The 23,854-nt window shown below is 72.5% G+C and carries 20 protein-coding genes; 9 read left to right on the top strand and 11 right to left on the bottom strand.

Annotated elements, in window-relative coordinates:
- The 4 genes from OG985_RS33460 to rsmH all read right to left on the bottom strand — a co-directional run bounded on the left by OG985_RS33460 (position 1) and on the right by rsmH (position 5,287).
- Positions 1–1,530 (bottom strand): UDP-N-acetylmuramoyl-L-alanyl-D-glutamate--2,6-diaminopimelate ligase, encoded by a 1,530-nt coding sequence (locus OG985_RS33460; protein WP_371674574.1) that lies wholly within the window; start codon positions 1,528–1,530, stop codon positions 1–3.
- A 212-nt stretch (positions 1,531–1,742) separates the two neighbouring features.
- Positions 1,743–3,692 (bottom strand): peptidoglycan D,D-transpeptidase FtsI family protein, encoded by a 1,950-nt coding sequence (locus OG985_RS33455; protein WP_371672085.1) that lies wholly within the window; start codon positions 3,690–3,692, stop codon positions 1,743–1,745.
- A 5-nt stretch (positions 3,693–3,697) separates the two neighbouring features.
- Positions 3,698–4,276: a septum formation initiator family protein gene (locus OG985_RS33450; RefSeq protein WP_371672084.1), complete on the bottom strand. Its 579-nt coding sequence runs from the start codon at positions 4,274–4,276 to the stop codon at positions 3,698–3,700.
- Between the two features lie 54 nt (positions 4,277–4,330).
- Positions 4,331–5,287, bottom strand: a complete 957-nt coding sequence (gene rsmH / locus OG985_RS33445) for a 16S rRNA (cytosine(1402)-N(4))-methyltransferase RsmH (protein ID WP_371672083.1) — start codon at positions 5,285–5,287, stop codon at positions 4,331–4,333.
- A 420-nt stretch (positions 5,288–5,707) separates the two neighbouring features.
- Here rsmH and OG985_RS33440 point away from each other — a divergent pair, with 420 nt between their 5' ends.
- The 4 genes from OG985_RS33440 (at position 5,708) to OG985_RS33425 (ending at position 11,312) form a co-directional block, all read left to right on the top strand.
- Positions 5,708–6,256 carry a beta-class carbonic anhydrase gene (locus OG985_RS33440; protein ID WP_371672082.1) on the top strand — a complete coding sequence of 183 codons (549 nt, stop codon included), beginning with the start codon at positions 5,708–5,710 and terminating at the stop codon, positions 6,254–6,256.
- A 258-nt stretch (positions 6,257–6,514) separates the two neighbouring features.
- Positions 6,515–7,555 (top strand): AAA family ATPase, encoded by a 1,041-nt coding sequence (locus OG985_RS33435; RefSeq protein ID WP_371672081.1) that lies wholly within the window; start codon positions 6,515–6,517, stop codon positions 7,553–7,555.
- The gene (locus tag OG985_RS33430; protein ID WP_371672080.1) at positions 7,555–8,928 is read left to right on the top strand and encodes a DUF58 domain-containing protein; all 1,374 of its coding nucleotides are present in this window, start codon (positions 7,555–7,557) and stop codon (positions 8,926–8,928) included. Before OG985_RS33435 ends, OG985_RS33430 begins: the two co-directional genes overlap by 1 nt.
- Positions 8,925–11,312, top strand: coding sequence for a DUF3488 and DUF4129 domain-containing transglutaminase family protein (locus tag OG985_RS33425; RefSeq protein ID WP_371672079.1), 2,388 nt, complete (start codon positions 8,925–8,927; stop codon positions 11,310–11,312). The genes OG985_RS33430 and OG985_RS33425 overlap by 4 nt, the downstream gene beginning before the upstream one ends.
- A gap of 401 nt (positions 11,313–11,713) precedes the next feature.
- On the opposite strand, the gene OG985_RS33420 is transcribed toward OG985_RS33425, so the two are convergent.
- From OG985_RS33420 to OG985_RS33410, 3 genes are all read right to left on the bottom strand, one after another.
- On the bottom strand, positions 11,714–12,127 hold the full coding sequence (locus tag OG985_RS33420; RefSeq protein WP_371672078.1) for a DUF3040 domain-containing protein: 414 nt from the start codon (positions 12,125–12,127) through the stop codon (positions 11,714–11,716).
- Positions 12,128–12,444: 317 nt separating this feature from the next.
- Positions 12,445–13,272 (bottom strand): methyltransferase, encoded by an 828-nt coding sequence (locus OG985_RS33415; RefSeq protein WP_371672077.1) that lies wholly within the window; start codon positions 13,270–13,272, stop codon positions 12,445–12,447.
- Positions 13,273–13,488: 216 nt separating this feature from the next.
- Positions 13,489–14,055, bottom strand: coding sequence for an SAV_6107 family HEPN domain-containing protein (locus tag OG985_RS33410; RefSeq protein WP_371672076.1), 567 nt, complete (start codon positions 14,053–14,055; stop codon positions 13,489–13,491).
- Positions 14,056–14,217: 162 nt separating this feature from the next.
- Here OG985_RS33410 and OG985_RS33405 point away from each other — a divergent pair, with 162 nt between their 5' ends.
- The 5 genes from OG985_RS33405 to OG985_RS33385 all read left to right on the top strand — a co-directional run bounded on the left by OG985_RS33405 (position 14,218) and on the right by OG985_RS33385 (position 20,405).
- Positions 14,218–15,081: an ATP-binding cassette domain-containing protein gene (locus OG985_RS33405; RefSeq protein ID WP_371672075.1), complete on the top strand. Its 864-nt coding sequence runs from the start codon at positions 14,218–14,220 to the stop codon at positions 15,079–15,081.
- Positions 15,053–17,137, top strand: a complete 2,085-nt coding sequence (locus tag OG985_RS33400; RefSeq protein WP_371672074.1) for a YhgE/Pip family protein — start codon at positions 15,053–15,055, stop codon at positions 17,135–17,137. Before OG985_RS33405 ends, OG985_RS33400 begins: the two co-directional genes overlap by 29 nt.
- 74 nt (positions 17,138–17,211) lie before the next feature.
- The gene (locus OG985_RS33395) at positions 17,212–17,841 is read left to right on the top strand and encodes a TetR/AcrR family transcriptional regulator (RefSeq protein WP_371672073.1); all 630 of its coding nucleotides are present in this window, start codon (positions 17,212–17,214) and stop codon (positions 17,839–17,841) included.
- 364 nt (positions 17,842–18,205) lie between these two features.
- Complete coding sequence (locus OG985_RS33390; protein WP_371672072.1) at positions 18,206–18,820, top strand: DUF4126 domain-containing protein; 615 nt, start codon at positions 18,206–18,208, stop codon at positions 18,818–18,820.
- 73 nt (positions 18,821–18,893) lie between these two features.
- On the top strand, positions 18,894–20,405 hold the full coding sequence (locus tag OG985_RS33385) for a phytoene desaturase family protein (protein ID WP_371672071.1): 1,512 nt from the start codon (positions 18,894–18,896) through the stop codon (positions 20,403–20,405).
- A gap of 37 nt (positions 20,406–20,442) precedes the next feature.
- Here OG985_RS33385 and OG985_RS33380 read toward each other — a convergent pair whose 3' ends face one another.
- The 4 genes from OG985_RS33380 to OG985_RS33365 form a co-directional block, all read right to left on the bottom strand.
- Complete coding sequence (locus tag OG985_RS33380; protein WP_371672070.1) at positions 20,443–21,417, bottom strand: hypothetical protein; 975 nt, start codon at positions 21,415–21,417, stop codon at positions 20,443–20,445.
- 56 nt (positions 21,418–21,473) lie between these two features.
- Positions 21,474–22,397 (bottom strand): methylenetetrahydrofolate reductase [NAD(P)H], encoded by a 924-nt coding sequence (metF, locus tag OG985_RS33375; RefSeq protein WP_371672069.1) that lies wholly within the window; start codon positions 22,395–22,397, stop codon positions 21,474–21,476.
- A 98-nt stretch (positions 22,398–22,495) separates the two neighbouring features.
- Positions 22,496–23,155, bottom strand: coding sequence for a thiamine phosphate synthase (thiE, locus tag OG985_RS33370; protein WP_371672068.1), 660 nt, complete (start codon positions 23,153–23,155; stop codon positions 22,496–22,498).
- Between the two features lie 130 nt (positions 23,156–23,285).
- Positions 23,286–23,651, bottom strand: coding sequence for an Rv2175c family DNA-binding protein (locus tag OG985_RS33365; RefSeq protein WP_371672067.1), 366 nt, complete (start codon positions 23,649–23,651; stop codon positions 23,286–23,288).
- Between the last annotated feature and the right edge of the window lie 203 nt (positions 23,652–23,854).

The raw sequence follows: 23,854 nt of genomic DNA, 5'->3' as shown, positions 1-23,854 counted from the left end.
TCATCCCTGGGTCTGCTGGATAGCTTCGCGAAGCACCTGGCGGTCGTCGAAGGGACGTACCACCCCGGCGATGTCCTGGCCCTGCTCATGGCCCTTGCCCGCGACGAGAACGGTGTCGCCGGGCCGTGCGCGGGCCACGGCGGCGGCGATCGCGGCGCCCCGGTCCTCGAAGACCTGGACCTCACCGCGTTCGTGTACCGGTACGGACGCCGCGCCCTCGAGCATGGTTGCGAGGATCGCGAGGGGGTCCTCGGAGCGGGGGTTGTCGGAGGTCAGTACGGCGGTGTCGGCGTGCCGGGCCACGGCGGCGCCCATCGGGGCGCGCTTGGTCCTGTCCCGGTCCCCGCCGCAGCCGAGCACGACGTGCAGCCGGCCCTCGGTGACCTTGCGCAGGGCCCGCAGGACCGACTCGACGGCGTCCGTCTTGTGGGCGTAGTCGACGACCGCGAGGTAGGGCTGTCCGGCGTCCACGCGCTCCAGGCGGCCCGGCACGCCCGGCACGGCGGCGACGCCGTCGGCGGCGGTCTGCGGGTCGATGCCGGCGGCGGCGAGGGCGGCGATCGCGGCGAGGGTGTTCGCCACGTTGAAGGAGCCCGGCAGCGGCGACGCGGCGCCGATCCGCTCGCCCTTGGGCCCGATCACGGTGAACGCCGAGCCCAGGGGGCCGGTCCGGACGTCCTCGGCACGCCAGTCGGCGTCGGGATGCCCCTCGGCGGAGAAGGTGATCACCGGGACGGTGGCCTCCCTGACCAGCCTGCGGCCGTACTCGTCGTCGAGGTTGACCACGGCGAGCCGGCTGCGTTCCGGGGTGAACAGCTGCGCCTTGGCCCGGAAGTAGTCCTCCATGTCGGAGTGGAACTCCATGTGTTCCGGGCTGAGGTTGGTGAAGACGCCGATGTCGAAGACGCAGCCGTCGACGCGGCCGAGGACCAGGGCGTGGCTGGAGACCTCCATGGCGACCGCCTCGACACCGCGTTCGCGCATGACGGCGAACAGTGCCTGCAGGTCGGTGGCCTCCGGGGTGGTGCGCTCGGACTTGATCCGGTCGTCGCCGATGCGCGTCTCGACCGTGCCGATCAGTCCGGTGGACCTGACCGTTTTCAGCCCGCCCTCCACCAGGTAGGCGGTGGTGGTCTTGCCGGAGGTGCCGGTGATGCCGATCTGGAGCAGATCGCGGCCGGGGTGGCCGTAGATCGTGGCCGCCAGCCCGCCCATCCGCGCCCGGGGTTCGTCGACCACCAGGACCGGGAGCCCGGTCGCGGCGGCGCGTTCGGCGCCGGTCGGGTCGGTGAGCACGGCGACCGCGCCGAGGCCCGCGGCCTGCGTGACGAAGTCGGCGCCGTGCAGGCGGGCGCCCGGGAGGGCGGCGTACAGGTCACCGGGGCGGACGGCGCGCGAGTCATGGGTGATGCCCGTGACCTCGGCGGCGTCCCCGGGACTCGCGGGCGTTGCGGTACCCAGCTGATCGGCGAGCTCCGCGAGGGGTGTGGCGGAGACCTGAACCGGCCTGGGCGGTCCCGGATATGTCACGGGTGCGCCCTTCTGGGTGGTTTGGGACTGATCGGCGTGTGGCACGGCGGTGAGCGTACCGGGCGCACCCGCTGCGGAGCGAAGTGAGGGCATGGGCGGAGTCTGGTTCCCGGGATCGGGGGTGATCGTTGTCACGAGCTGGTTCCTGGTGCTCTTTCCCGTGGTGCTGGTCGTGGTGCCGATCAGGAGGGGGCGGGGAAGGTCGGGGACGGTCAGGGGGTGAAGGCGACGGGCAGATTCGCGGCCTTCGCCCCGGTGGGCGGGACCTGGAGGGTCTTCAGGGCGAACTCCATCACCTGCTTGTAGATGGGTCCGCAGATCTGCCCGCCGAAGTAGCTGCCCGATGTGGCGTTCTGGATCGCGCAGTAGACGGTGACCCGGGGCTTGTCGGCGGGCGCGAATCCGGCGAACGACGAGGTGTAGCCGTGGTACTTGCCGGTGGCCGGATCCACACGGTTCGCCGTACCCGTCTTGCCCGCCACCCGGTAGCCGGGGATGCGGGCCTTGGTGCCGGTGCCCTCCACGTCGTCCACGACCGACTCCAGCATCCGGGCCAGGGTCTTGGCCGTCTTCGCACTGACGACCCGTGTCTTCTTGGGCTTCGGGGCGGGTGTGAAGCGGCCGTCGGGCCCCTTGGTGCCGCGCACCAGCGTCGGTTCGGTCCGGACGCCGCCGTTGGCGATGGTCGAGTAGACGGACGCCGCCTGCATCGCGTTGAGGGACACGCCCTGGCCGAAAGGAATCGTGTACTGCTGCGAAGTCGACCACTTGTCGGGCGCGGCCAGGATGCCGTCCGTCTCGCCGGGGAAGCCGAGTCCGCTGGCGCTTCCGAGGCCGAACTTGCGCAGGTACGAGTAGAGGACCTGGTTGGCCTGCTTCTGGGTCTTGCCGAGCTGACCGGTCGCCAGGATGGTGCCGATGTTGCTTGACTTGGCCAGTACCCCGTTGAGGGTCAGGTTCCAGGTCGGGTGGTCGATGTCGTCCTTGAAGAGCCGGTCGCCGCGGTGCAGCCGGTTGGGCACGACGACATGCGTCAGCGGGGTCGCGACGTTCTCCTGCAGTACGGCGGCCATCGACATGATCTTGGCGGTGGAGCCGGGCTCGTACGCGTCCTGGAGGGCCGCGTTGCCCAGGGCCGCCGAGTCGGCCTGCGAGAGGTCGTTGGGGTCGAAGCCGGGCGAGTTGGCCATGGCGAGGATCTCGCCGGTCCGGGTGTCCTGCACTATCACGTAGCCGCGGTCCGCCTTGGACTTCGCGACCTGCTCGGTGATCGCGTTCTGGGCGGCCCACTGGATGTCCCGGTCGATGGTGAGCTCGACGTCGCTGCCCGGCACGGCGGGCGTCTCGGTCGAGCCCGCGGTCGGCACCTGCCGGCCGCCGGACTGGGCGTACCGGATCTTGCCGTCCTTGCCGGCCAGCACGCCGTTGAGCTGCTGCTCGATGCCGCCGCCGCCCTTGCCCGCGTCGTTGACCCAGCCCAGTATCCCGGCGGCGAGCTCGCCGTTCGGGTACACCCGCTTGCTGCTGGGCACCGAGAAGACACCGGCCAGCGCGTTGACCGTGGACGGGTCGGTCTCCGCCTTCGTGGCGAGCGCGCTCTTCAGGTCCTTGATCTGCTTCCAGACCTGCGGGGTCCGGCGGACCGCGAGCCGGATGTAGCGCCCGTTCGTCTCCAGCTTCTTGACCAGCGTGTCCTGGTCCTGGCCGAGGATCGGCGCGAGGAGGGCCGCCGCCTGCTGGGGTCCGTCGTCGACCTTCAGCTGGTCGCGGGTGAACATCGTCGGGTCGGCCGTGATGTCGTAGGCGTCCTCGCTGGTCGCCAGGGCCACACCGCTGCGGTCGGCGATCTCGCCGCGCTCGGCGGTCAGCACCTGGCCGACATACCGGTTCTGCTCCGCCTTGGCGGCGTACGTGCTCGCGTCGACGGCCTGCACCTGGAGCAGCCGTACGACGAAGGCGATCAGGACGAGGGTCAGCGCGAGGCTGACCATGCGCAGCCGGGGGCGGGGGCTGCCCAGTCGGATGACGCGGGGGGCCGCGGGCCGCGGCGCCGTCGGCCGGCGGGCCGGGCGGGCGCCGGGGCCCGGTTGCCGCCGGCCGGCGGGGCGGGCGGGCCGTGCGGGGCCGGGCACGCGGCGACGGGGCGGTTGCCTGTCGGACACTTCCGTCACCTGCCGGGGGTCGTGGTGGGCTGGACTGACTCGTGCGGGAACGTCGTGAGGGCTGGCGGGTCGGCGGGTGCCGGGTCGGCGACGGGCGGCTCGGCCGACGGCTGGGCGAGCGGCCCGGCGGGCGGCGCGGCCGCGGCGGGCGGCTCGGCGGCGGCCAGGGCCTCGGGCGCCAGGACGAGGGGATACCCCTCCGCGGCCTGTCGCAGGGCGGCCGGCGCCGGGCTGGGGACGCCCCTGACGGTGCCGTCGGGGTTCAGGAAGGCGGGGTCGCCGCCGGGCACCATGCCGAGTTCACGGGCGCGGCGCTGGAGGGCGTCCGGGGCGGAGTAGGCGTCGACGTCCCGTTGCAGGGCCTGCTCCTCGTCGGTGAGGCTCTTGGTGTCCCGCTGGATGTCGTCGAGTTTGAAGGCCCCCTCACTGAGCGCCGAGTTCAGCACCAGCAGGCCGATGAGGCCACCGCCGAGCAGCAGCACGACGAGGAGCACGAAGGGCGCTCGGGCGGCCTGCCCGGGCCCCGCCGGGAAGAGCCGCGCGAGCCGGGCGGCCCGGCCCTTCAGCTCGGGTCTCCTACTCACTCGTCCTCCCGTGGGTCCGGGTTCCGCACCCGCACACCCGCCCCTTCGACTGGCTCACTCGACGTCCTCCCTGATGCGCTCGGCGCCGCGCAGTCGCGCCGGTGCCGCCCGCCGGTTCTCGGCGACCTCTTCCTCGGTGGGAAGTTCGGCACCCCGCGTGAGGAGCTTGAGCCGCGGCTGGTAGCGCTCGGGGACGACGGGCAGCCCGGGCGGCGCGGTGTTGGCGGCGCCGCCCGCGAGCACCTGCTTGACCAGCCGGTCCTCCAGCGAGTGATACGACAGCACGGCGATGCGTCCGCCCACGTCCAGTGCCCGCACCGCGGCCGGGACGGCCCGCTCCAGCACGGAGAGTTCGCCGTTGACCTCGATGCGCAGGGCCTGGAAGGTGCGCTTGGCCGGGTTGCCGCCGGTGCGCTTGGCGGCCTGCGGAAGCGAGTCCCGGATCAGCTCCACGAGCCGCGCGCTGTTGCTGAACGGCTCCTTCTCGCGTTCGCGCACGACCGCGCTCACGATCCGCTTGGCCTGCTTCTCCTCGCCGTACGCCCGCAGGATGCGGACGAGTTCACCGGGCGGGTAGGTGTTGAGGACCTCGGCGGCGCTCATGCCCGTCGTCTGGTCCATACGCATGTCGAGCGGGGCGTCCTGGGCGTAGGCGAAGCCGCGGTCGGCCTCGTCGAGCTGCATGGAGGAGACGCCGAGGTCGAAGAGGACGCCTTGAACGCGCGGAAGGCCGAGCCGCCGGAGCACCTCGGGCAGCTCGTCGTACACGGCGTGCACCAGGGTGGCCCGCTCGCCGAAGGGGGCGAGCCGCTCGCCGGACAGGCGCAGGGCCTCCTTGTCCCGGTCGAGGGCGACGAGCCGGGCCTCGGGGAACCGCGTGAGCAGGGCCTCGCTGTGGCCGCCGAGGCCGAGGGTGCAGTCGACGACCACCGCTCCCGGCTGCTCCAGGGCGGGTGCCAACAGGTCCAGGCACCGCTGGAGCATCACCGGAACATGTCGACTCTGGCTCAAGGGGCCCTCTCAGATCCGGCGCGGTCGCACGCACCGCCGGGTCCCCGCCCGCTCATGGAGGGTGGCCTGCCGGCGCCGGGAGGCGTCAGCCGACCGGGAGCGGGAGGAGGCCGAGCCGTACGTACGCGCCGCGCACGTGGGGGAAACTCCGGAAAATCGCCGGGTTCTCCGGGTGACAGCAGTCCAGCGGGGAGACCTCGCCTCCCGCTTCGCGTCACTTTAGTCCACGGTGTCTCGCGGTCAATCAACCAGCCTGCGCGGCGCGGCCACCGGTGCGCGCGAAGCCGCGGAAGGCGACAATTCACTCGTTGGAGCACACCCGGGCCACCCCTGTGGGTTAACTCACAACAACGCTCATTGATGTTCTTTGTCCCCTCTCACAGCGGGCCTGGACCGGAGGTGACCAGTACCGTCATAGGTATGACGACTTCTGCATCGGTTCCCGCAGGTCCCGGAGCCGCCATATCCGCCGACGACACGGTCACCGACCGTCTCGTCGAAGCCAACGGTCAGTACGCCGCCGCCTTCACCGACCCCGGGATGGACGCCCGCCCCGTGCTGGAGGTCGCCGTGGTGGCCTGCATGGACGCCCGTCTCGACCTGCACGCCGCGCTCGGTCTGGAGCTCGGCGACTGCCACACCATCCGCAACGCGGGCGGCGTGGTCACGGACGACGTGATCCGCTCCCTCACCATCAGCCAGCGCGCGCTCGGCACGCGTAGCGTGGTCCTCATCCACCACACGGGCTGTGGCCTGGAGTCCCTCACCGAGGAGTTCCGGCACGAGCTGGAGATGGAGGTCGGCCAGCGCCCCGCCTGGGCCGTCGAGGCCTTCCGGGACGTCGACCAGGACGTACGGCAGTCGATGCAGCGGGTGCGCACCTCGCCGTTCCTGCTGCACACCGACCAGGTGCGCGGCTTCGTCTTCGACGTGAAGACGGGCCTGCTGCGCGAGATCGACCCCGCCTGAGCGTCCGGATCCACCGGCGCTTCCCGCGGAAATCCCGCCGTCAGGAGGCCGTACGGAGCCCGTCACGAGGCCGAAAAGGACGTAAGCCCCGACATAACGCGGGCAGTTGTCCACAGTCGAGTGACACGAAACGGTAACGGCAGCAAGAATGCGGGGTGTGGCGTCACGCGGAACGTTTCCCGCGTGGTGTCCGTGTTTCGGGGTGGGCCGGTCCGCATCACAGCGTCGGCCCGGAAAGAACGGGCCGAGGAGGGCCGGGTGACGACCTATGACGATCGAGCGAGCCTCACTGATCTGACCGCCGTGGTGGAACGCGTGCGCAGTTCTGTGGAGAGCGTGATCGAGGGCAAGCCGGAGGTCGTACGGCTCTCGCTGACCGTGCTGCTCGCCGAGGGACATCTTCTGCTCGAGGATGTCCCCGGTGTGGGCAAGACGATGCTGGCCAAGGCGCTGGCGCGGTCCATCGACTGTTCCGTGCGCCGTATCCAGTTCACGCCCGACCTGCTGCCCTCGGACATCACCGGGGTGTCCATCTGGGACCAGCAGCGCCGGGACTTCGAGTTCAAACCGGGTGCGATCTTCGCGCAGATCGTGATCGGCGACGAGATCAACCGCGCCTCGCCCAAGACCCAGTCCGCGCTGTTGGAGTCCATGGAGGAGCGCCAGGTCACCATCGACGGGCAGACCTACGAGCTGCCCGGCCCCTTCATGGTGGTGGCCACGCAGAACCCGGTCGAGATGGAGGGCACCTACCCGCTGCCGGAGGCCCAGCGCGACCGCTTCATGGCCCGCATCTCCATCGGCTACCCGAGCGCCGAGGCCGAGCTGCGGATGCTCGACATCCACGGCGGGGCCAGTCCGCTGGACGACCTCCAGCCGGTGGCGCACGCACACGAGATCCTGAAGCTGATCGACGCCGTCCGCGGCGTCCACGTGGCCGAACCGGTCCGGCGGTACGCGGTGGACCTGGTCTCCGCCACCCGCACGCATACCGACCTCAGACTCGGCGCCTCCCCGCGCGCGACACTGCACCTGCTGCGCGCCGCCAAGGCGGCCGCGGCCCTCAGCGGCCGGGAGTACGCGCTGCCGGACGACGTGCAGGCACTGGCCGTCGCCGTCCTGGCGCACCGCCTGCTGCCGACCGCCCAGGCCCAGCTGAACCGGCGCACGGCGGAGCAGGTCGTGCAGGAGATCCTGCAGCGCACCCCGGTTCCCGCGGCGCCCCAGTCCCAGCAGGGCGGCTTCGGACTGGGGCGCGGCACTCCGGCGTACGGCGAGCAGCCGCCGCGGAGGCTGTGATGACCGCCGGCGGGACCGGGCACGCGGAGGCCGACCGGGGCGACAAGGGCGGCGTGCGCACGGCACTGGCCGGTCTCACCACCCGCGGCCGCTCGTTCCTGGCCGCCGGCATCGCGGCGGCCATCTGCGCCTACGTCCTCGGACAGAGCGACCTGCTGCGGGTGGGACTGCTGCTGGCAGTCCTCCCCCTGGTGTGCGCCACCGTGCTCTACCGCACCCGCTACCGGGTCGCGGGCAGCCGCAGGCTCTCCCCCGCGCGCGTGCCCGCCGGCAGCGAGGCCCGCGTCCATCTGCGCATGGACAACGTCTCCCGGCTGGCCACCGGCCTGCTGATGCTCCAGGACCGGGTGCCCTACGTCCTCGGCCCCCGCCCCCGCTTCGTGCTCGACCGGGTGGAGCCGGGCGGCCGCCGCGAGGTGTCCTACCGCGTCCGCTCCGACCTGCGCGGCCGCTACCCGCTGGGCCCGCTCCAGCTGCGCCTGACCGACCCGTTCGGCATGTGCGAACTGACCCGCTCCTTCTCCACGTACGACACCCTGACGGTGATCCCGCGCGTGGAACCGCTGCCGCCGGTACGGCTCAGCGGCGAGGCGAAGGGGTACGGCGACGGGCGGCACCGGTCGCTCGCCCTGGCCGGCGAGGACGACATCATCCCGCGCGGGTACCGCTACGGCGACGACCTGCGCCGCGTCCACTGGCGTTCCACCGCGCGCTACGGCGAGCTGATGGTGCGCCGGGAGGAACAGCCGCAGCGCGCCCGCTGCACGGTCCTGCTCGACACCCGGGGCGTCGCCTTCGCCGGCGCGGGCCCCGACTCGGCCTTCGAGTGGGCCGTGTCGGGCGCCGCGTCCGCCCTGGTCCACATGCTCGAACGCGGCTTCTCGGCACGGCTGTTGACCGACACGGGGACCGCCGTGCCGGGCGAGGGCGCCGACGGGTTCGCGGGCGCGAGCCAGGAGTCGGCGGACGCGGCCGGACTGATGATGGACACCCTCGCGGTGGTCGACCACTCGGACGGCACAGGCCTGTCGCGGGCCTACGACGTGCTGCGCGGCGGCAACGAAGGACTGCTGCTCGCCTTCCTCGGCGACCTCGACGAGGAGGAGGCCGCCGTGGTCGCGAAGATGCGCCGGCGCAGCGGAGGCGCGGTCGCCTTCCTGTTGGACAGCGAGGACTGGGTGCGGGAACCGACCGACGTGTCCGGCCCGTTGGAGGAGAGCGGGGAGCGTCTGCGGATGCTGCGCGAGGCGGGCTGGACGGCCGTGCGCGTACCCCGGGGCGCCTCGCTGAGCGAGCTGTGGCGCCAGGCGGAGCGGGAGCGCACGAGCACCGGCGCCGCGGGCCGGACGAGCGACGGGGGTGGGTGGTCATGAGCGGTCGGGCCCGACTGGCACTGTTCGCCTGGGCGGCCACGCTGATGTCGGCCTGCGCCCTGCTGCCCCTGGTCGATCCGGCCACCTGGATCCTCCAGGCGGCCGTTCTGCTCGGCATCCAGACCATGGTGGGCGCGGCGACCCGGCGCATTCCGCTGGCCCGGCCGCTGACGCTGGCCGCGCAGGCCTTCGTCACGCTGATGCTGCTGACCCTGAGCTTCGCCCGGGAGCAGGCCATCGCCGGGCTGATCCCCGGCCCCGACGCCTTCCGGCACTTCGCCGACCTGCTCCGGCAGGGCGGCGACGACATCGCCCGGTACGCGATCCCGGCGCCGCTGACCTCCGACGGCATCCGGCTGATGCTCGTCGGCGGGGTGCTGGTGATCGGTCTGGCGGTGGACACCCTCGCGGTGACCTTCCGCAGCGCCGCCCCGGCCGGACTCCCCCTGCTCGCTCTGTACTCGGTCGCGGCGGGGCTGTCCGAGGGCGCCGGCGACTGGGTGTGGTTCCTGATCGCGGCGACCGGCTATCTGCTGATGCTCCTGGCCGAGGGGCGGGACCGGCTCTCGCAGTGGGGTCGGGTCTTCGGCGGTGCGCCGCGCTCTCCGGGCGTGGAGTCCGCGTCGGCCGTGGCGCCCGTCCGTACCGGGCGGCGCATCGGCGTGGTCGCGCTGGGACTCGCCCTGGTGGTGCCGCTCGCCCTGCCGGCGATGAGCGGCGGACTCCTGGAGGGCACCGGGGCGGGCGTGGGCTCCGGCACCGGGAGCGGCGGCACGATCTCCGCCGTGAACCCGCTGGTGTCGCTGCGCGACAGTCTCAACGTGGACGAGGACCGCCAGGTCCTGTCCCTCAAGACCAGCAGCAACGACCTCTCGGACATGTACCTGCGGATCGTGTCCCTGGACGACTTCGACGGCACCACGTGGAAGCCGTCCAAGCGGCACATCGTCGGCGTGCCGGACGAGTTCCCCACCCCCACCGGCCTCTCCCCCGACATCAAGCGCACCGAGATCGCCACCACGGTCGCCGCGGCGAACTGGTACGCCCAGGACTGGCTTCCGATGCCGTACCCGCCGAGCGGTGTCAACATCAAGGGCAACTGGCGTTACGAGCCCGTGGGCATGACGCTGGTCGGCGACCACGGCCAGAACACGCGCGGCGCGACGTACGAGGTGAAGAGCCTGGACGTGCAGCCGACGGCGGAGCAGCTCGCATCGGCGCCCAAGCCGCCGGCCGCCCTGGAGCGCGACTACACCAAGCTCCCGGACTCGCTGCCCTCGGTGGTGGCGAAGACGGCTCGCGAGGTCACGACGGGCGCGACGAACCCGTACGAGCAGGCGGTCGCGCTGCAGGACTACTTCTCCATCACCGGCGGCTTCGAGTACGACACCCAGGTGCAGGCAGGCAGCGGTTCCGAGGCAATCGCCCGCTTCCTGAAGGACAAACAGGGCTTCTGCGTCCACTTCTCCTTCGCCATGGCGGCGATGGCCCGCACCCTGGGCATACCGGCCCGGGTCGCGGTGGGCTTCGCGCCCGGTACCCCGCAGGCGGACCAGTCGGTGTCGGTGGGGCTGAAGGACGCCCACGCCTGGCCCGAGCTCTACTTCGAGGGCGTGGGCTGGACCCGCTTCGAGCCGACCCCGAACCGGGGCTCGGTGCCGTCGTACACCGTGCCGGACTCCTCGGGCAGCTCGCTCCCCGACGTGGCGCGGCCGTCCGCGGGGACGTCCACGTCGCCCTCCACCGCCCCTTCGGCGAGCGAGAGCTGCTCGGCGCAGCTGAAGAAGCTCGAGGCGTGCCCGAGCGAGTCCGCGCAGGCGGTGGCGGCCTCCGGGGACGACGGCCCGAAGTGGTGGATGTTGCTGGCCTGGGTCTTCGGCGGGCTCGCCGTCGTGTTGCTTCCGCTGTCGCCGATGCTGTGGCGGCTGCGGACCAGAGCCGTACGCCTAGGCGCGCACGGCCGCACCGAGGCGGACGCGGCGCGGCACACCCTGACCGTCTGGCAGGAGCTGACGGACACGGCCTGGGACTTCGGGATTCCACCGGACGAATCGCTGACCCCGCGCAAGGCGGCGGCCAGGATCGTCGCACTCGGCCATCTCGACCCGACGACGGCGGCCGCCGTGCACCGGGTGGCGGACGCGGTGGAACAGGTCCTCTACGCGCCGCAGCCCCGCCCGACGGCAGGACTCGCAGGCGACGTCCGCCGGGTGCACGCCGCGCTGCGGGCCACGGTCGGCCGTGGCACGAAGGTGCGCGCGCTGGTCGCCCCCCGATCAGCCGTCAGGGTGGCCTGGGCCGCCTCGGAATGGTGGACCGGCCTCAAAACCCGAGCCACCGCGGCCCGCCCGAACCTGCGCAAGCCGTCCGGCCAACAGAGCTGATCCGACGGACCGACCACGACCGAACCCACCGGCCGAAGGGCGGGTGGGTTCGGCATCGGCGGCCCGCGCGCCGAGCCGCCCGGCCGAATCACCGGCCGGGACGGCGAGGGCGGCTCGGACCACGGGCCGGGACGGTGGTGGCAGCGCTGAGGCCACCGGCCAACACGGCGGGCCGAGGGGAAACCGGGCCGGAAACCGCCGTATGGCTGAAGTCGCCCGCGGGGCCGCGACCGTCACCACCGTCGTAGCCGCGGCCCGTTCGACGGTTTCGACCGGCCCCGGGGCCGGCCCCCGCTCGGTCCGCCGGCCCCCGCGACGAGCCGCAGCCGCATGCGTGAGGGGGTGTCCACCCGGCCGGGTGGACACCCCCTCACGGAGATCTGCGAGAGCTGCGCGTCGAGCTAGTGGCCCTGTTGTTCGTCGCGGCGCCGCTGCCAGCGCTGCTCGATCCGGTCCATCATGGAGCGCCGCTGCCGTCCCTGACGGCGGCCTTGACCCTGGCCCTGGGCCTGCGGTGCACCGCCCGCGGGCTGTTCACCCGGCTTGGGGGCCTTGCGCCAGCCGGTCACGGCGAGGACCGCACAGCCCAGCATGACGAGGAAGCCCACCACGCTGAGCCAGACCTGCTTGGCGACCATACCGGCCATGAGGAGCGCGATACCCACGAGGAAGCCCGCGACCGCCTGGTAGACCCGACGCCGGGTGTACGTACGCAGCCCGCTTCCCTCGAGCGCCGACGCGAACTTGGGATCTTCGGCGTACAGCGCTCGCTCCATCTGCTCGAGCATGCGCTGCTCGTGCTCCGAGAGCGGCACGGAGTCCTCCTCATCGTGCAGTCGCCGGGGCGACCCGGGGGGTCCCTTCAGGATAGGCAGGGAATCGCCCCCGTGAAACCCGCCCCTCTACGCCAATTGGCCAACCGGGATCCGACATGGACGCACCGACTCGCTGAAGATTCCATTCCCCAGCAGCCGACCCGTCATGCCGGGCGGTCTCCCTCGATCATACGGCGCACAGCCGCCGATCGGGGGGCCTGTGGCGTACTCCATGCGCACGTGAGCCCCTGATCAGCGGTGCGCCCCTTGTCATGACCCTTGCGCCTCAGAGGCACGCACGGAGCGCGGAAGGCGGCTCAGGCCTCCCTCGGCACCCGCGTCTCACCGAGCACGTGAAGCTGCGTGGCCACGGAGTGGAAGGCCGGGAGCTCGGCGGCCGCGGCCTCGAGCTTCAGCAGCGCGTCGTGGGCGCCGGGCTCGGTGTCCACCAGCACGCCGGGGACGAGGTCGGCGAAGACCCGCACGCCGTGCACGGAGCCGACGGCGAGACCCGCGCCCTCGACCAGTGCGGTGAGCTGCTCCGCGGTGAAGCGGCGCGGCACGGGGTCGCCGGTGCCCCAGCGTCCGTCCGGGTCGTCGAGCGCCTGCCTGGCCTCCTTGAAGTGGCCGGCCAGCGCCCGGGCGAGCACGGCGCCGCCGAGCCCGGCGGCGAGCAGGCTCAGGACACCCTCGGACCGCAGGGCGGCCACCACGTTGCGGACGCCCTCGGCCGGGTCGTCCACGTACTCCAGGACGCCGTGGCACAGGACGGCGTCGTAGCCGCCCCGCTCGACCACGTCGAAGAGGCCGTGGGCGTCGCCCTGGACTCCCTGGACCCGGTCGGCGACCCCCGCCTCGGCGGCGCGGCGCTCCAGGGCGAACAGCGCGTTCGGGCTCGGGTCGACGACGGTGACACGGTGACCGAGGCGGGCCACGGGCACCGCGAAGTTGCCGCTGCCGCCTCCGGTGTCGAGGACGTCCAGCGACTCCCGGCCCGTGGCCTTGACCCGGCGGTCGAGGGCCTCCTGGAGGACCTCCCAGACCACGGCGGTACGGAGGGAAGCGCGGGGGCGAGAGGGTTCGGAGTGCGGCGACGCCGATTGCGGGCGATGGTGGGAGGCGGGTGGGCGCATCGGATCCGACACGGCAGTTGACTCCTCGGCGCGGCACCGCCTCTGGGGCGGGCGGAGCGAACGGTGCGCCTCCCGGCCCACGGAGCGGGAAGGAAGGCTTCAGGCGCTCCCCACCCTATTGCCTCCGCCCCGCACCTGGTCACTGCGGTGACGTGCCCCTGGGTCCGTCCCGTACGCGGGAGTCGGGGCAGGGAGGCGCGCCGCTGCCGGGAGCGGTCCCGCGGGCGGTCATCCCGCGTCCGGGATGTCGCGGTCGGCGGTGTTGTCGCCCTCCGGCTCGCCCGAGTCCTGGCGGGGCTGGGGCAGGACCGGCTGGAGCACCAGCATCCGCTCGACGAGGCGCAGGAACATCGCCACGTCGCGTATCAGGTCGTCGGCGTCCCGGCGGCCGACGGCGCCCTGGATGCCGGCCTCGGCCCGGGCCCGGCGCCGGGCTCCGGAGGCGAACAGCGCGCTCCACTCCGTGAGCTCGGGCGCTATCTCGGGGAGCACCTCCCAGGCGCTCCTGATGCGTGCCCGGCGTCGGGGGGTGGCTTCCGGGCGCCCGCGCGCGGCGAGCACGGCGGCCGCGGTGCGCAGGGCGGCGAGGTGGGCCGTCGCGTAGCGCTCGTTGGGTGTCTCCAGGACGGTGGCCTCGTCGAGGCCGGCGCGGGCCTGGGCGAGCAGGTCGAGGGCGGCGGGCGGTGCCGTGGTCCGACGGAGCACGGGGTGCACATCGCTTGCCGGGCCGCTCAGTGAGGGGGCAGGGCCGGGGGCGCGGCGCCGACGGGCGGCGGCTGCGTGGTAGTTGGCCATGACGAACCTCCTGTCGTCTGGGTGACGGCACTGTGGCCGTATGTACCCATCGTGAGGTATGGCACTGACAATCCGTTCTGACCTGGCCTTTTGCTTCGATCGCAGGTTCGCGTTACTTTTTGCACTGACCAGTCAGTTCAAAAAGTGCAGGGGGTGGGAGCGGTGGACGGTCCGCACGGACTCGGCGTCACGGCCCGCGACTTCGGACTCAAGGGGCCTCGCGGCTGGGCGTTCCGCGACGTCCGCGTCGACGCGGAGCCAGGTTCGCTGCTGGCGGTCGAGGGACCGTCCGGCTCGGGCCGTACCTGCCTGCTGCTCGCGCTCACCGGGCGGATGAAACCCACTCAGGGAGTGGCCGTGGTGGGGGAGTTCAAACTGCCCCGGCAGATGACGGCCCTGCGCCGGGTGAGCGCCGTGGCGAACGTCGCAGGTGTCACCGACCTCGATCCCGCCCTCACCGTCGGCGAGCACCTGGAGGAACGGGCCCTGTTGCAGCGCCGCTTCGACGGCCCGCTGCGCGGACTGCTGCGGCCCCGGTCCGAACGCCTGGCCGCGGCGAGGCTGCGCGTCGACACCGCGCTCTCCGCCGCCGGACTCGACCGAGAAGCCCTCCCCAAGGGCTTCCGCACCGCCGTACGCGATCTGGAGCGGCTGGAGGCCCTGCGTCTGTCCGTCGCCCTGGCGCTGATCGGCCGCCCGGGGCTGCTCGGGGTCGACGACGCCGACATGAAGCTGTCGGCGGCCGAACGGGAGGAGGTCTGGGCCCTGCTCAGGTCCCTCACCGAGGCCGGCACGACGGTCGTGGCGGTGTGCGGCGAGGCCCCGCAGGACGCCGTCACGGTGACCACCCGGGCCGAGACCGCCCGGACCGAGCGGACCGACGCCGGGACCGCCTCCGACGAGACCGCCCACGACGAGCGCGCCGCAGAAGACCGGCGCACCGGTGAAGCCCGGAAGCCGGAAGACCGGCGGACCGAGGAAGACGAGGAGACCGACGATGCGCTCGCCGAAACTGGCCGCTCTTGAACTCAGGCGTTTCGGCCGGGGGAAGCTGCCACGGGCCGCCCTGGTCGCCCTGCTGGTGCTGCCCCTGCTGTACGGCGCCCTGTACCTGTGGTCGTTCTGGGACCCGTACGGCCGTCTCGACCGCATCCCCGTGGCACTCGTCAACGACGACAGGGGGGCGACCGCCGACGGGAAGAAGATCACGGCGGGCGACGACATCACGAAGGGGCTGCGCGACAGCGACACCTTCGAGTGGCACGAGGTGAACGCGGACGACGCGCGCGCGGGCGTGGAGGACGGCACGTACTACCTGTCGCTGACCATGCCGGCCGGCTTCAGCGAACGGATCGCGTCCAGTTCCGGCGACTCCCCCGAGACCGGCGCGCTCCAGGTGCGTACGAACGACGCCAACAACTACATCGTCGGACAGATCTCCCGGACGGTGTTCAGCGAGGTGCGGACGGCCGCGTCCACCAAGACGTCGCGGTCCTTCCTGGACCGCATCTTCATCTCGTTCTCCGACATCCACGGCGAGACCGTGAAGGCCGCGAGCGGGGCCGACCGGCTCGAAGGGGGCATCGGCAAGGCGGAGAAGGGCTCCCAGGACCTCGCCGACGGGCTGACGGACGCCGAGCAGGGCAGCGGCAAGCTGTCCACGGGGCTGACGAAGCTCCATACGGGAGCCGGTGACCTGGAGGACGGCTCGCGGCAGGTCGCGCAGGGCACCCAGACGCTCGCCGACAAGGTCGACGGCGTCGCCGACAAGGTCGGCCCCTTCCTGAAGGACAACGAGCGGACGATCGGCGACACGGCCCGCCTGGTCGCCGACTCGGCCGCGGCGATCCGCCACAACCTCGACACGCTGGTGAAGACCGCCCCGGCCGCCGCCAAGGGCGCCCACGCCGCCTCCGACACCCTGGACGAGGTCTACACGGCGCGCTGCGAGACCCCCGTACTGCCGGACGCCGCCTGCGCGGACCTCAAGAAGGCCAGGCAGGCCGCCGCCGACGTGGCGAAGGTCGCCGACGACGTCAGCGCGCTGATCGCCGACCAGGACGGCGACCTGGAGGAGCTCGACACCAACCTCGGCACGCTGCAGAAGCAGGCGCAGGCGCTCGCCGACCGCGCGCCCCGCCTCTCCGAGGACCTCGACGACGCCGTCTCCAGGATCGACAAGCTCAACGAGGGCGCCGGGAAGGTCGCCGCGGGCGCGAAGACACTGCACTCGGGGCTCGGCACGGCCGAGACCGGTGCGGCGGACCTCGACGCGGGCGTCGGCAAGCTGAAGACGGGCGCCGAGGACCTCAACGGCGGGATGTACAAGCTCGTCGACGGCTCGGGGAAGCTCTCGGACGGACTGCACGACGGGGCCGAGCAGATCCCCGACTACGGCAAGAAGGACCGCGACCAGCGCACCGAGGTCATGGCCGACCCGGTCCAGCTCGTCTCCCGGGACCTGCACAAGGCGCCCAACTACGGCACCGGGTTCGCGCCGTACTTCATCCCGCTGTCCCTGTGGGTGGGCGCGATGGTGGCGTACATGCTGATCGCCCCGATGAACCGGCGCGCCCTCGCCGCGGGTGCCTCGGCCTGGCGGATCGCGCTGGCGGGCTGGCTGCCGGTGGTGGCGGTCGGGGTGCTGCAGACGGTGGCCCTGATGTCGGTGCTGCACTGGGCGATCGGTCTGGAGATGGCGCGGGCCGCGGGGACCGTCGGGTTCCTGTTCCTGGTGACGGCGTGCTTCGCCGCGCTCGTGCAGTGGCTGAACGCACGTTTCGGGGCGGCGGGCCGCATTCTGGTCCTCGCGCTGCTGATGCTCCAGCTGACGTCCGCGGGCGGCACCTACCCCGTGCAGACCAGCCCCGGCTTCTTCAACGCGCTGCACCCCTTCCTGCCGATGAGCTACGTCGTCGAGGCTCTCAGAAGGCTCATCACGGGCGGCGGTCTGGGGCCCGTGTGGCAGGCGTGCGCCGTGCTGGCGGCCTTCACGGCGGGCGCTCTCGCACTGACCGCGCTGTCGGCCCGGCGCCGTCAGGTGTGGACGCTGGACCGGCTCCACCCGGAGCTGAGCCTGTGAATCCCGCGGTGCACTCCCCCGTGGTCCGGGCTCCCGTGCCGTCTTCCGGACATGTTCCTGTGACAATCGGGGCCATGGAACGCAGCAGCACCCAGTCGGGCGGCAGTACACGCCGCGAGGCCACCCGGCAGAAGCTCTACGAGGCGGCCGTCACGCTCATCGCCGAGCAGGGCTTCTCCGCCACCACCGTGGACGAGATCGCCGAGCGGGCCGGCGTCGCGAAGGGCACCGTCTATTACAACTTCGCGAGCAAGTCCGTCCTCTTCGAGGAGCTGTTGCGGCACGGCGTGGGCCTCCTCACCGCCTCGCTGCTGGAGGCGGCCGAACAGACGGCCCGGGACGGCGGCAGCAAGGTCGACGCCCTGGACGCGATGATCCGCGCGGGGCTCGGCTTCATCGCCCGCTATCCGGCCTTCACCCAGCTGTACGTGGCGGAGCTGTGGCGCACCAACCGGGCCTGGCAGTCCACGCTGATGGTGGTGCGCCGGCAGGTCGTCGCCGCCATCGAGGACGTCCTGCGCGACGGCGTGGCCAACGGGGAGTTCAGCGACGAGATCGATGTCCCGCTGACCGCGGCCGCGCTGGTCGGCATGGTTCTGGTGGCCGCTCTGGACTGGCAGTCCTTCCAGCCGGAGCGCTCCCTCGACGACGTGCACGCGGCGCTGTCCCGCCTGCTGCAGGGACGGGTCAGCGGCCACCGCTGAACGCGCTCGGAGCACGAGAAGGCGCCGGTCCACCGTGGCCGCGTCCCCCGCGGGCCACCTCGAACCGGCGCCTTCTCGTGCTCCCCCGTACTTCCCCCACGGGCCCCCGCGGTCGTCCCCCGGGCCCCCCGTGCCTCGCTCCCGCCGACACCGGCCGGCGGAAGGAGCGGATCCAGGGCCGCTCCGTTCCGGCGCCCCGTGTCGCCGGTGCCGGAGCCGCGCCCCTTTCCGTGTCTCCACTCTCCCTTTCGGGCAGGTCGCTCCCCATCCGCGCCCGTACTCATCTCCCGTACTAGGTACGGATACTCAGCTCTGGGCACTCACCCCCACGACGTCCGGCCGCCGACTGGCTACGATCGCCCCCGTGTCCGTACTCCCCCTGGTCTTCACCAGCGGCTGGGCCAGCGGCATCAACGCGTACGCGGTGGTGCTGCTCCTCGGCGTCTTCGGCGCGACCGGTCTGAGCGACGAGGTCCCCGAGTCCCTGCAACGCCCCGAGGTCCTCGTCGCGGCGGGCGTGCTGTTCCTGTGCGAGGCCGTCGCCGACAAGATCCCTTACGTCGACTCGGTGTGGGACTCGGCGCACACCGTGATCCGGCCGGCCGCCGGCGCCTGGGTGGGCGCGCTGCTCGCCGGGCACAGCGGTTCGCTGTCCGATGTGGCGGCGGGCCTGGTCGGCGGTTCGACGGCGCTGGCCAGCCACGCGGTCAAGGCCGGGACGCGGATGGCGGTCAACACCTCGCCGGAGCCGTTCAGCAACGTGCTGCTGAGCCTGGCCGAGGATCTCGGGGTCGGCGCGATCGTGACGTTCGCGATGTTCCACCCCACGGCGGCCGCCGTCATCGCCGGTGTACTGCTGCTCACCGGGCTGCTGGTGCTCTACTTCCTGATCTCACGCATCCGGCGCTTCCTGCGCCGGCGGGCCCAGCGCCGGGAGGAGAGACGGCTCGCCGTGCGGGCCGGAACACCACCGGGCTGAACCCGCCACCGGGCCGCTTCGCGACGGGCCTCCCCCGGCCGGACTGTCGGTGGCGGCGGATAAAGTCCCACCCATGGCACGGATTGCGGTGATCGGCGCCGGGATGGGCGCGATGGCGGCCGCCGCCCGGCTGGCCGTCGCGGGCCACCGGGTGGCGGTGTACGAGCGTACGGGGACGTACGGCGGGTCGGTGCGCCGCTTCGAGCGCGACGGCTTCGCCTTCGACACGGGTCCCGCCCTGCTGCCCCTGCCCGCGGTCTACCGCGACCTGTTCCTGAAGACCGGCAGGCAACCTCTGGAGGACGGCGTCGACCTGGTCCAGGTCGACCCGTCGGCACGGCACGTCTTCGCCGACGGCACCGAGGTGGCACTGCCGAACGCCTCGCGCGCGGGCGTCGTCGCCGCCCTCGACGAGGCGCTCGGGGCGGGAGCCGGGCAGCGCTGGGGCGACTTCCTGGTGCGTGCCCGTGAGGCCTGGGACCGGACCCGCCGGCCGCTCCTGGAGGAGCCCCTGTGGCCGAACTGGTCGGTGCTGGCCGACCGTGAGCCGTATCCCGCGGTGTCGCACAGGAAGCTGCTGCGCACCCGCCGGGCCGGCACCCTCGCCGAAGTCGGCGCCTGGGAGCTGCGTGACCCCCGGCTCGCCGCCCTGCTGGAGAGCCACGCCCTCGGGTACGGCCTGGATCCCCGCGTCACCCCGGCGAGCGCTGCCGTGCTGCCGTACCTGGAGCACGCCTTCGGCATCTGGTACGTGCGGGGTGGCACAAGGGAGTTGGCGCGGGCGGTGCACGAGCGGTGCGTGGCCAGGAAGGTCGAGTTCCACTTCGGCGCCGAGGTCACGGGAATCGTGGAGAACGGCGGCCGGGCGGCGGGCGTCGAGCTGGCGGACGGCACGGTGAGCGAGGCGGAGCACGTCGTGGCCGGCGTGGACCCCGTCCGTCTGGACGCCCTGACCGGGCATCAGCTGGACGACGACGCGGACGTGCGGCCGGACCTCGCGACCCCGCGGCCGGGCCGGTTCACGGTGCTCCTGGCGCTGCGTGGCGCGCGCGAGGAGGGCGCGGCGCACCGCACGGTCGTGCACGCCCCCGACCGCACCGCCGAACTGGACTTCCTGGGCTCCGGCGGCTCCGATGCCCCGGTGCGGCCCACGGTGACGGTCTTTCGACCGGACGACCCGGCCCTGCGCCCCGACGCGGAGCACGAGTCCGTGGTCCTGTCCGCGGCGGTGCCGGCCGACGCCGGCTGGTCGCCGGGAGACGCCACGGAGCGGTTCACTGATCTTCTCGTCGACGCCGCCGAGAGGGCCGTTCCCGGGGTGCGCGAGCGGATCGTCTGGCGGGAGACACGGACGCCCGCCCACTACGCGGAGGAGACGGGCACCACGCGCGGAGGCATGTCCGCGCCGGCTCTCGCCGCCGGTGGCGGCCACTTCCTCCATCCGGCCAACACCACGCGACTGCCGGGGCTGTACCGGGTCGGCGGCTGGTCGCATCCCGGCGGGGGCCTGCCGCACGCCGGCATGTCGGGCGCGCTGGTCGCTGGCCTGATCGTGGAGGGGCCCGACTTCCGGGGCTCGCGGTGAGAGCGGGGCTCGGAGCGGCCCCGCCGAACAGCCGAACTCAGAAGCGGTACTGCTCGTCGAAGCCGTTGCCCTGCGTCTGGCCCTGACCCTGCCCGTTGTCCTGGTAGCCGTACTGCTGCTCCGGCGGGAGTTCGCCGCCGTACGGGTCGTCGGTGCTGCGCTGCTGCGGTACCCAGACTCCGCCGGCCGGGGTCTCACCGCCGTACGAGCCGGTGGCGTACTGGTCCTGGCCGTAGCCCTGCTGCGGGTACTGCTGACCGCCGTAGGAGGTGTCGTAGGAGGCGCCGTAGGTCTGGGTGCCGATGTACGGGTCCGAGTAGGCGGCGTACTGCTGCTGCCCGGTCGTGTCGTAGCCGTACTGCTGCTGGTCGTAGCCGGAGTAGCCGTCGTAGGAGTACGTCTGCTCGCCGCTCTGGGCCGTCGCCGCGTACTGGTCCTGGGACTGGCCGGCGGCCGCGTAGGACGGGTCAGCGGCGGCGTACGCGGCGTCGCTGTAGACGCCGTAGGAGCCGGTGTCGTCCGGCAGGGGCTGCGGTTCGTAGACCGAGGTGGTCTCGGCGGCCGTGGGGTCGGCGGAGCGCGCCGGCGTGAACACGTCGTCGCGGTCGTAGTCGTCGTCGTAACCCCGGGTCTCGCGGCCGTACTTGCCGTCCGCCTCGGCGAAGCCGCCGTCGGCCGCCTCCAGACCGGAGATCTCCAGGCTCGGGTCCTGGTGCTCCGCCTTGCCGCGGCGCCGCTTGCTTCCCGCCTCGGCGCCCGGGCGGCTGACCGCCCAGCCCGACGCGAAGCCGCGGCGGAACGACAGCGTGACGTAGGTCTGGCCGACCGCGAAGGCGGCGGCACCCAGTCCGATGACGATCACGGAGGGGATGAGCACGCCGAACACCACGCCGACGAACCCGACAAAAGCGAGCAGTCGCCAGCGCAGTCGCGCCTTGTACTGCAGCAGCACCTCACCCAGCAGCCACAGCGCGACGATGCCGAACGCGATGTAGAGGACCGTCCAGCCCATGTACGCCCCTCTCCCAGTGGCCGTTACGCAGTGTGTCGTACAGCGGTGCGGCCGGTCTAGGCCTGCGGGGGATGGTGCAGGCCCAGGTTCTCGTGAATTTCCAGCGTCGCCGTGGAGTTGTTGAGCGTGATGAAGTGCAGTCCGGGCACTCCCTCGGCGAGCAGCCGTGCGCAGAACTCCGTGGCATATTCGATGCCAATGGAGCGTACAGCGGACGGATCGTCTTTTGCTGTGAGGATCCGCTCCTTCAGCCCGGACGGGATGACGGCGTTGCTGAGCTGCGGGAGCCGCTCCAGCATCTTCACGCTGGTCACGGGCATGACCTCGGGAATGACCGGGGTCTCGCAGCCGGCCGCTGCGACTCGGTCACGCAGTCGCAGATAGGACTCGGGCTGGAAGAACATCTGCGTGATGGCGTAGTCGGCGCCGGCCCGGCACTTGTCGACGAAGCGCGCCACGTCGGCGTCCCAGTCGGCGGAGCGCGGGTGCATCTCCGGGAAGGCCGCGACACCGACGCAGAAGTCCCCCGACTCCTTGATGAGTTGGACGAGTTCGGCGGCGTAGGTCAGGCCCTGCGGATGCGCCACCCAGTCGGCCATCGGGTCGCCGGGCGGGTCGCCGCGCACGGCCAGCATGTTGCGGATCCCGGCGTCGGCGTACTGGCCGATGATGTTGCGCAGCTCGGCGATGGAGTGGTTGACGGCCGTGAGATGCGCCACCGGGGTGAGGGTGGTGTCGGCGACGATCTGCTCGGTCTCCTTCACCGTGCCCGCCCGGGTGGAACCGCCGGCGCCGTAGGTCACGGAGACGAAGTCCGGGGCGACCGCCTCCACCCGCCGGAGGGCACTCCACAGGTTGCGCTCGCCCTTGGGTGTCTTCGGCGCCGAGAACTCGAACGAGAACGTCGTCTTGCCGGTGGCGAGCATGTCACGCACCGTGCGTGCGCGGTCAGTCCGGGTGGATGCGGTTCCGAGGGCCATACCCGCAGGTTAGCCAGGGTGCGGCGATCGCCCCACCGAAAGGCGGAATTTTGCCCGCTTTGTCGACTTGTTGTCCATCCCTCGGACAGCCGGACCGGTCACCCCGAGTGCCCGAGCCGCTTGGCGAACTCCGCCGCCGCCGCGCCCGGGTCGTCCGCCTCCGTGATCGCCCGCACGACCACGACCCGGCGGGCCCCCGCCTCGAGCACCTCGTCGAGGTTGCCCAGGTCGATGCCGCCGATGGCGAACCAGGGGCGGTCGGTGCCGAGGGCCGCGGTGTGGCGGACCAGGTCGAGGCCGGGCGCGTGCCGGCCCGGCTTGGTGGGGGTGGGCCAGCAGGGGCCCGTGCAGAAGTAGTCCACGCCCTCCTGGGCGGCTGCCGCGTCGGCCTCCGGAGCGGCGTGCGTGGAGCGGCCGATCAGGATGTCGTCACCGAGGATCGCGCGGGCGGCGGAAACCGGGAGGTCGCCCTGACCCAGATGGAGGACGTCGGCACCGGCCGCGTGGGCGACGTCCGCGCGGTCGTTGACCGCGAGGAGCCCGCCGTGGCGGGCGCAGGCGTCGGCGAACACCTGGAGGTGCTCCAGCTCCTCGGCCGCCTCCATGCCCTTTTCGCGCAGCTGCACGATGTCGACTCCGGCGGCCAGGACGGCGTCCAGGAACTCGGCCAGGTCGCCCTGGCGCCTGCGGGCGTCCGTGCAGAGGTAGACGCGGGCGTCGGCGAGGCGGGCGCGTGCGGTGGTGGCGGTGCCGGGCATGGGTGTGTCCCCCCGTGGGCGGTGCGTTGTCGAGGCGTACGGGCGTGCCGCACCCCGGCCGTGGCCGGGGCGCGGCGCCCGGCCGTGGTCGGCCGGGGCCCGCGCCGGACGGGCGTTCGGGTTGTTCGGTTCAGACGGCGAGCGCCTGGGCCCGGCGCTTCACCTCCGTGCCGCGATTCTCGCTCAGGGCCTGCGCGGGGGTGCCGGGCAGGCTCGGGTCGGGGGTGAAGAGCCACTCGAGCATCTCTTCGTCGGAGAAGCCGTCGTCCCTCAGCAGCGTCAAAGTCCCGGACAGGCCCTTGACGACCTTGTCCCCGTCGATGAAGGCGGCGGGAACGTGCAGCGCGCGGTTCTCACCACGGCGTACGGCGATGAGCTGGCCGTCCTTGACCAGCTGGCGCGCACGCGTCACCTCGACATCGAGCATTTCCGCGATGTCGGGGAGGGTGAGCCAGGCAGGGACGAGAGCATCGATCTTTGCGTCAATCTCGGTCACAGGATCAAGCGTGCCATCCCGGACTGACAGTCGGAAGCCGGACCCCCGCGACCTGCGGCTCCGATCCACCCGGAGAGGTCCCGCCGGGAGGCCCCACACCCGGAGAGGTCCGGCCCCGGGGCCGCCCGGGAAGATCCCGTCCTGACAGGTCCCCCACAGAGGTCCACCCAGGGAAGCAGGACCGGGGAGGCCGGCCCGGACAG

The sequence above is a fragment of the Streptomyces sp. NBC_00289 genome, assembly GCF_041435115.1.
GTDB lineage: Bacteria > Actinomycetota > Actinomycetes > Streptomycetales > Streptomycetaceae > Streptomyces.
This window is presented reverse-complemented; position numbering and strand designations above follow the sequence as displayed.

Bases quoted from the DNA above. Each gene is read 5' to 3' on its own strand.
- OG985_RS33440 (WP_371672082.1), top strand. From the start codon at position 5,708: ATGACGACTTCTGCATCGGTTCCCGCAGGTCCCGGAGCCGCCATATCC.
- OG985_RS33430 (WP_371672080.1), top strand. From the start codon at position 7,555: ATGACCGCCGGCGGGACCGGGCACGCGGAGGCCGACCGGGGCGACAAG.
- OG985_RS33425 (WP_371672079.1), top strand. From the start codon at position 8,925: ATGAGCGGTCGGGCCCGACTGGCACTGTTCGCCTGGGCGGCCACGCTG.
- OG985_RS33410 (WP_371672076.1), bottom strand. From the start codon at position 14,055: ATGGCCAACTACCACGCAGCCGCCGCCCGTCGGCGCCGCGCCCCCGGC.
- OG985_RS33400 (WP_371672074.1), top strand. From the start codon at position 15,053: ATGCGCTCGCCGAAACTGGCCGCTCTTGAACTCAGGCGTTTCGGCCGG.
- OG985_RS33395 (WP_371672073.1), top strand. From the start codon at position 17,212: ATGGAACGCAGCAGCACCCAGTCGGGCGGCAGTACACGCCGCGAGGCC.
- OG985_RS33385 (WP_371672071.1), top strand. From the start codon at position 18,894: ATGGCACGGATTGCGGTGATCGGCGCCGGGATGGGCGCGATGGCGGCC.
- OG985_RS33380 (WP_371672070.1), bottom strand. From the start codon at position 21,417: ATGGGCTGGACGGTCCTCTACATCGCGTTCGGCATCGTCGCGCTGTGG.
- metF (WP_371672069.1), bottom strand. From the start codon at position 22,397: ATGGCCCTCGGAACCGCATCCACCCGGACTGACCGCGCACGCACGGTG.
- thiE (WP_371672068.1), bottom strand. From the start codon at position 23,155: ATGCCCGGCACCGCCACCACCGCACGCGCCCGCCTCGCCGACGCCCGC.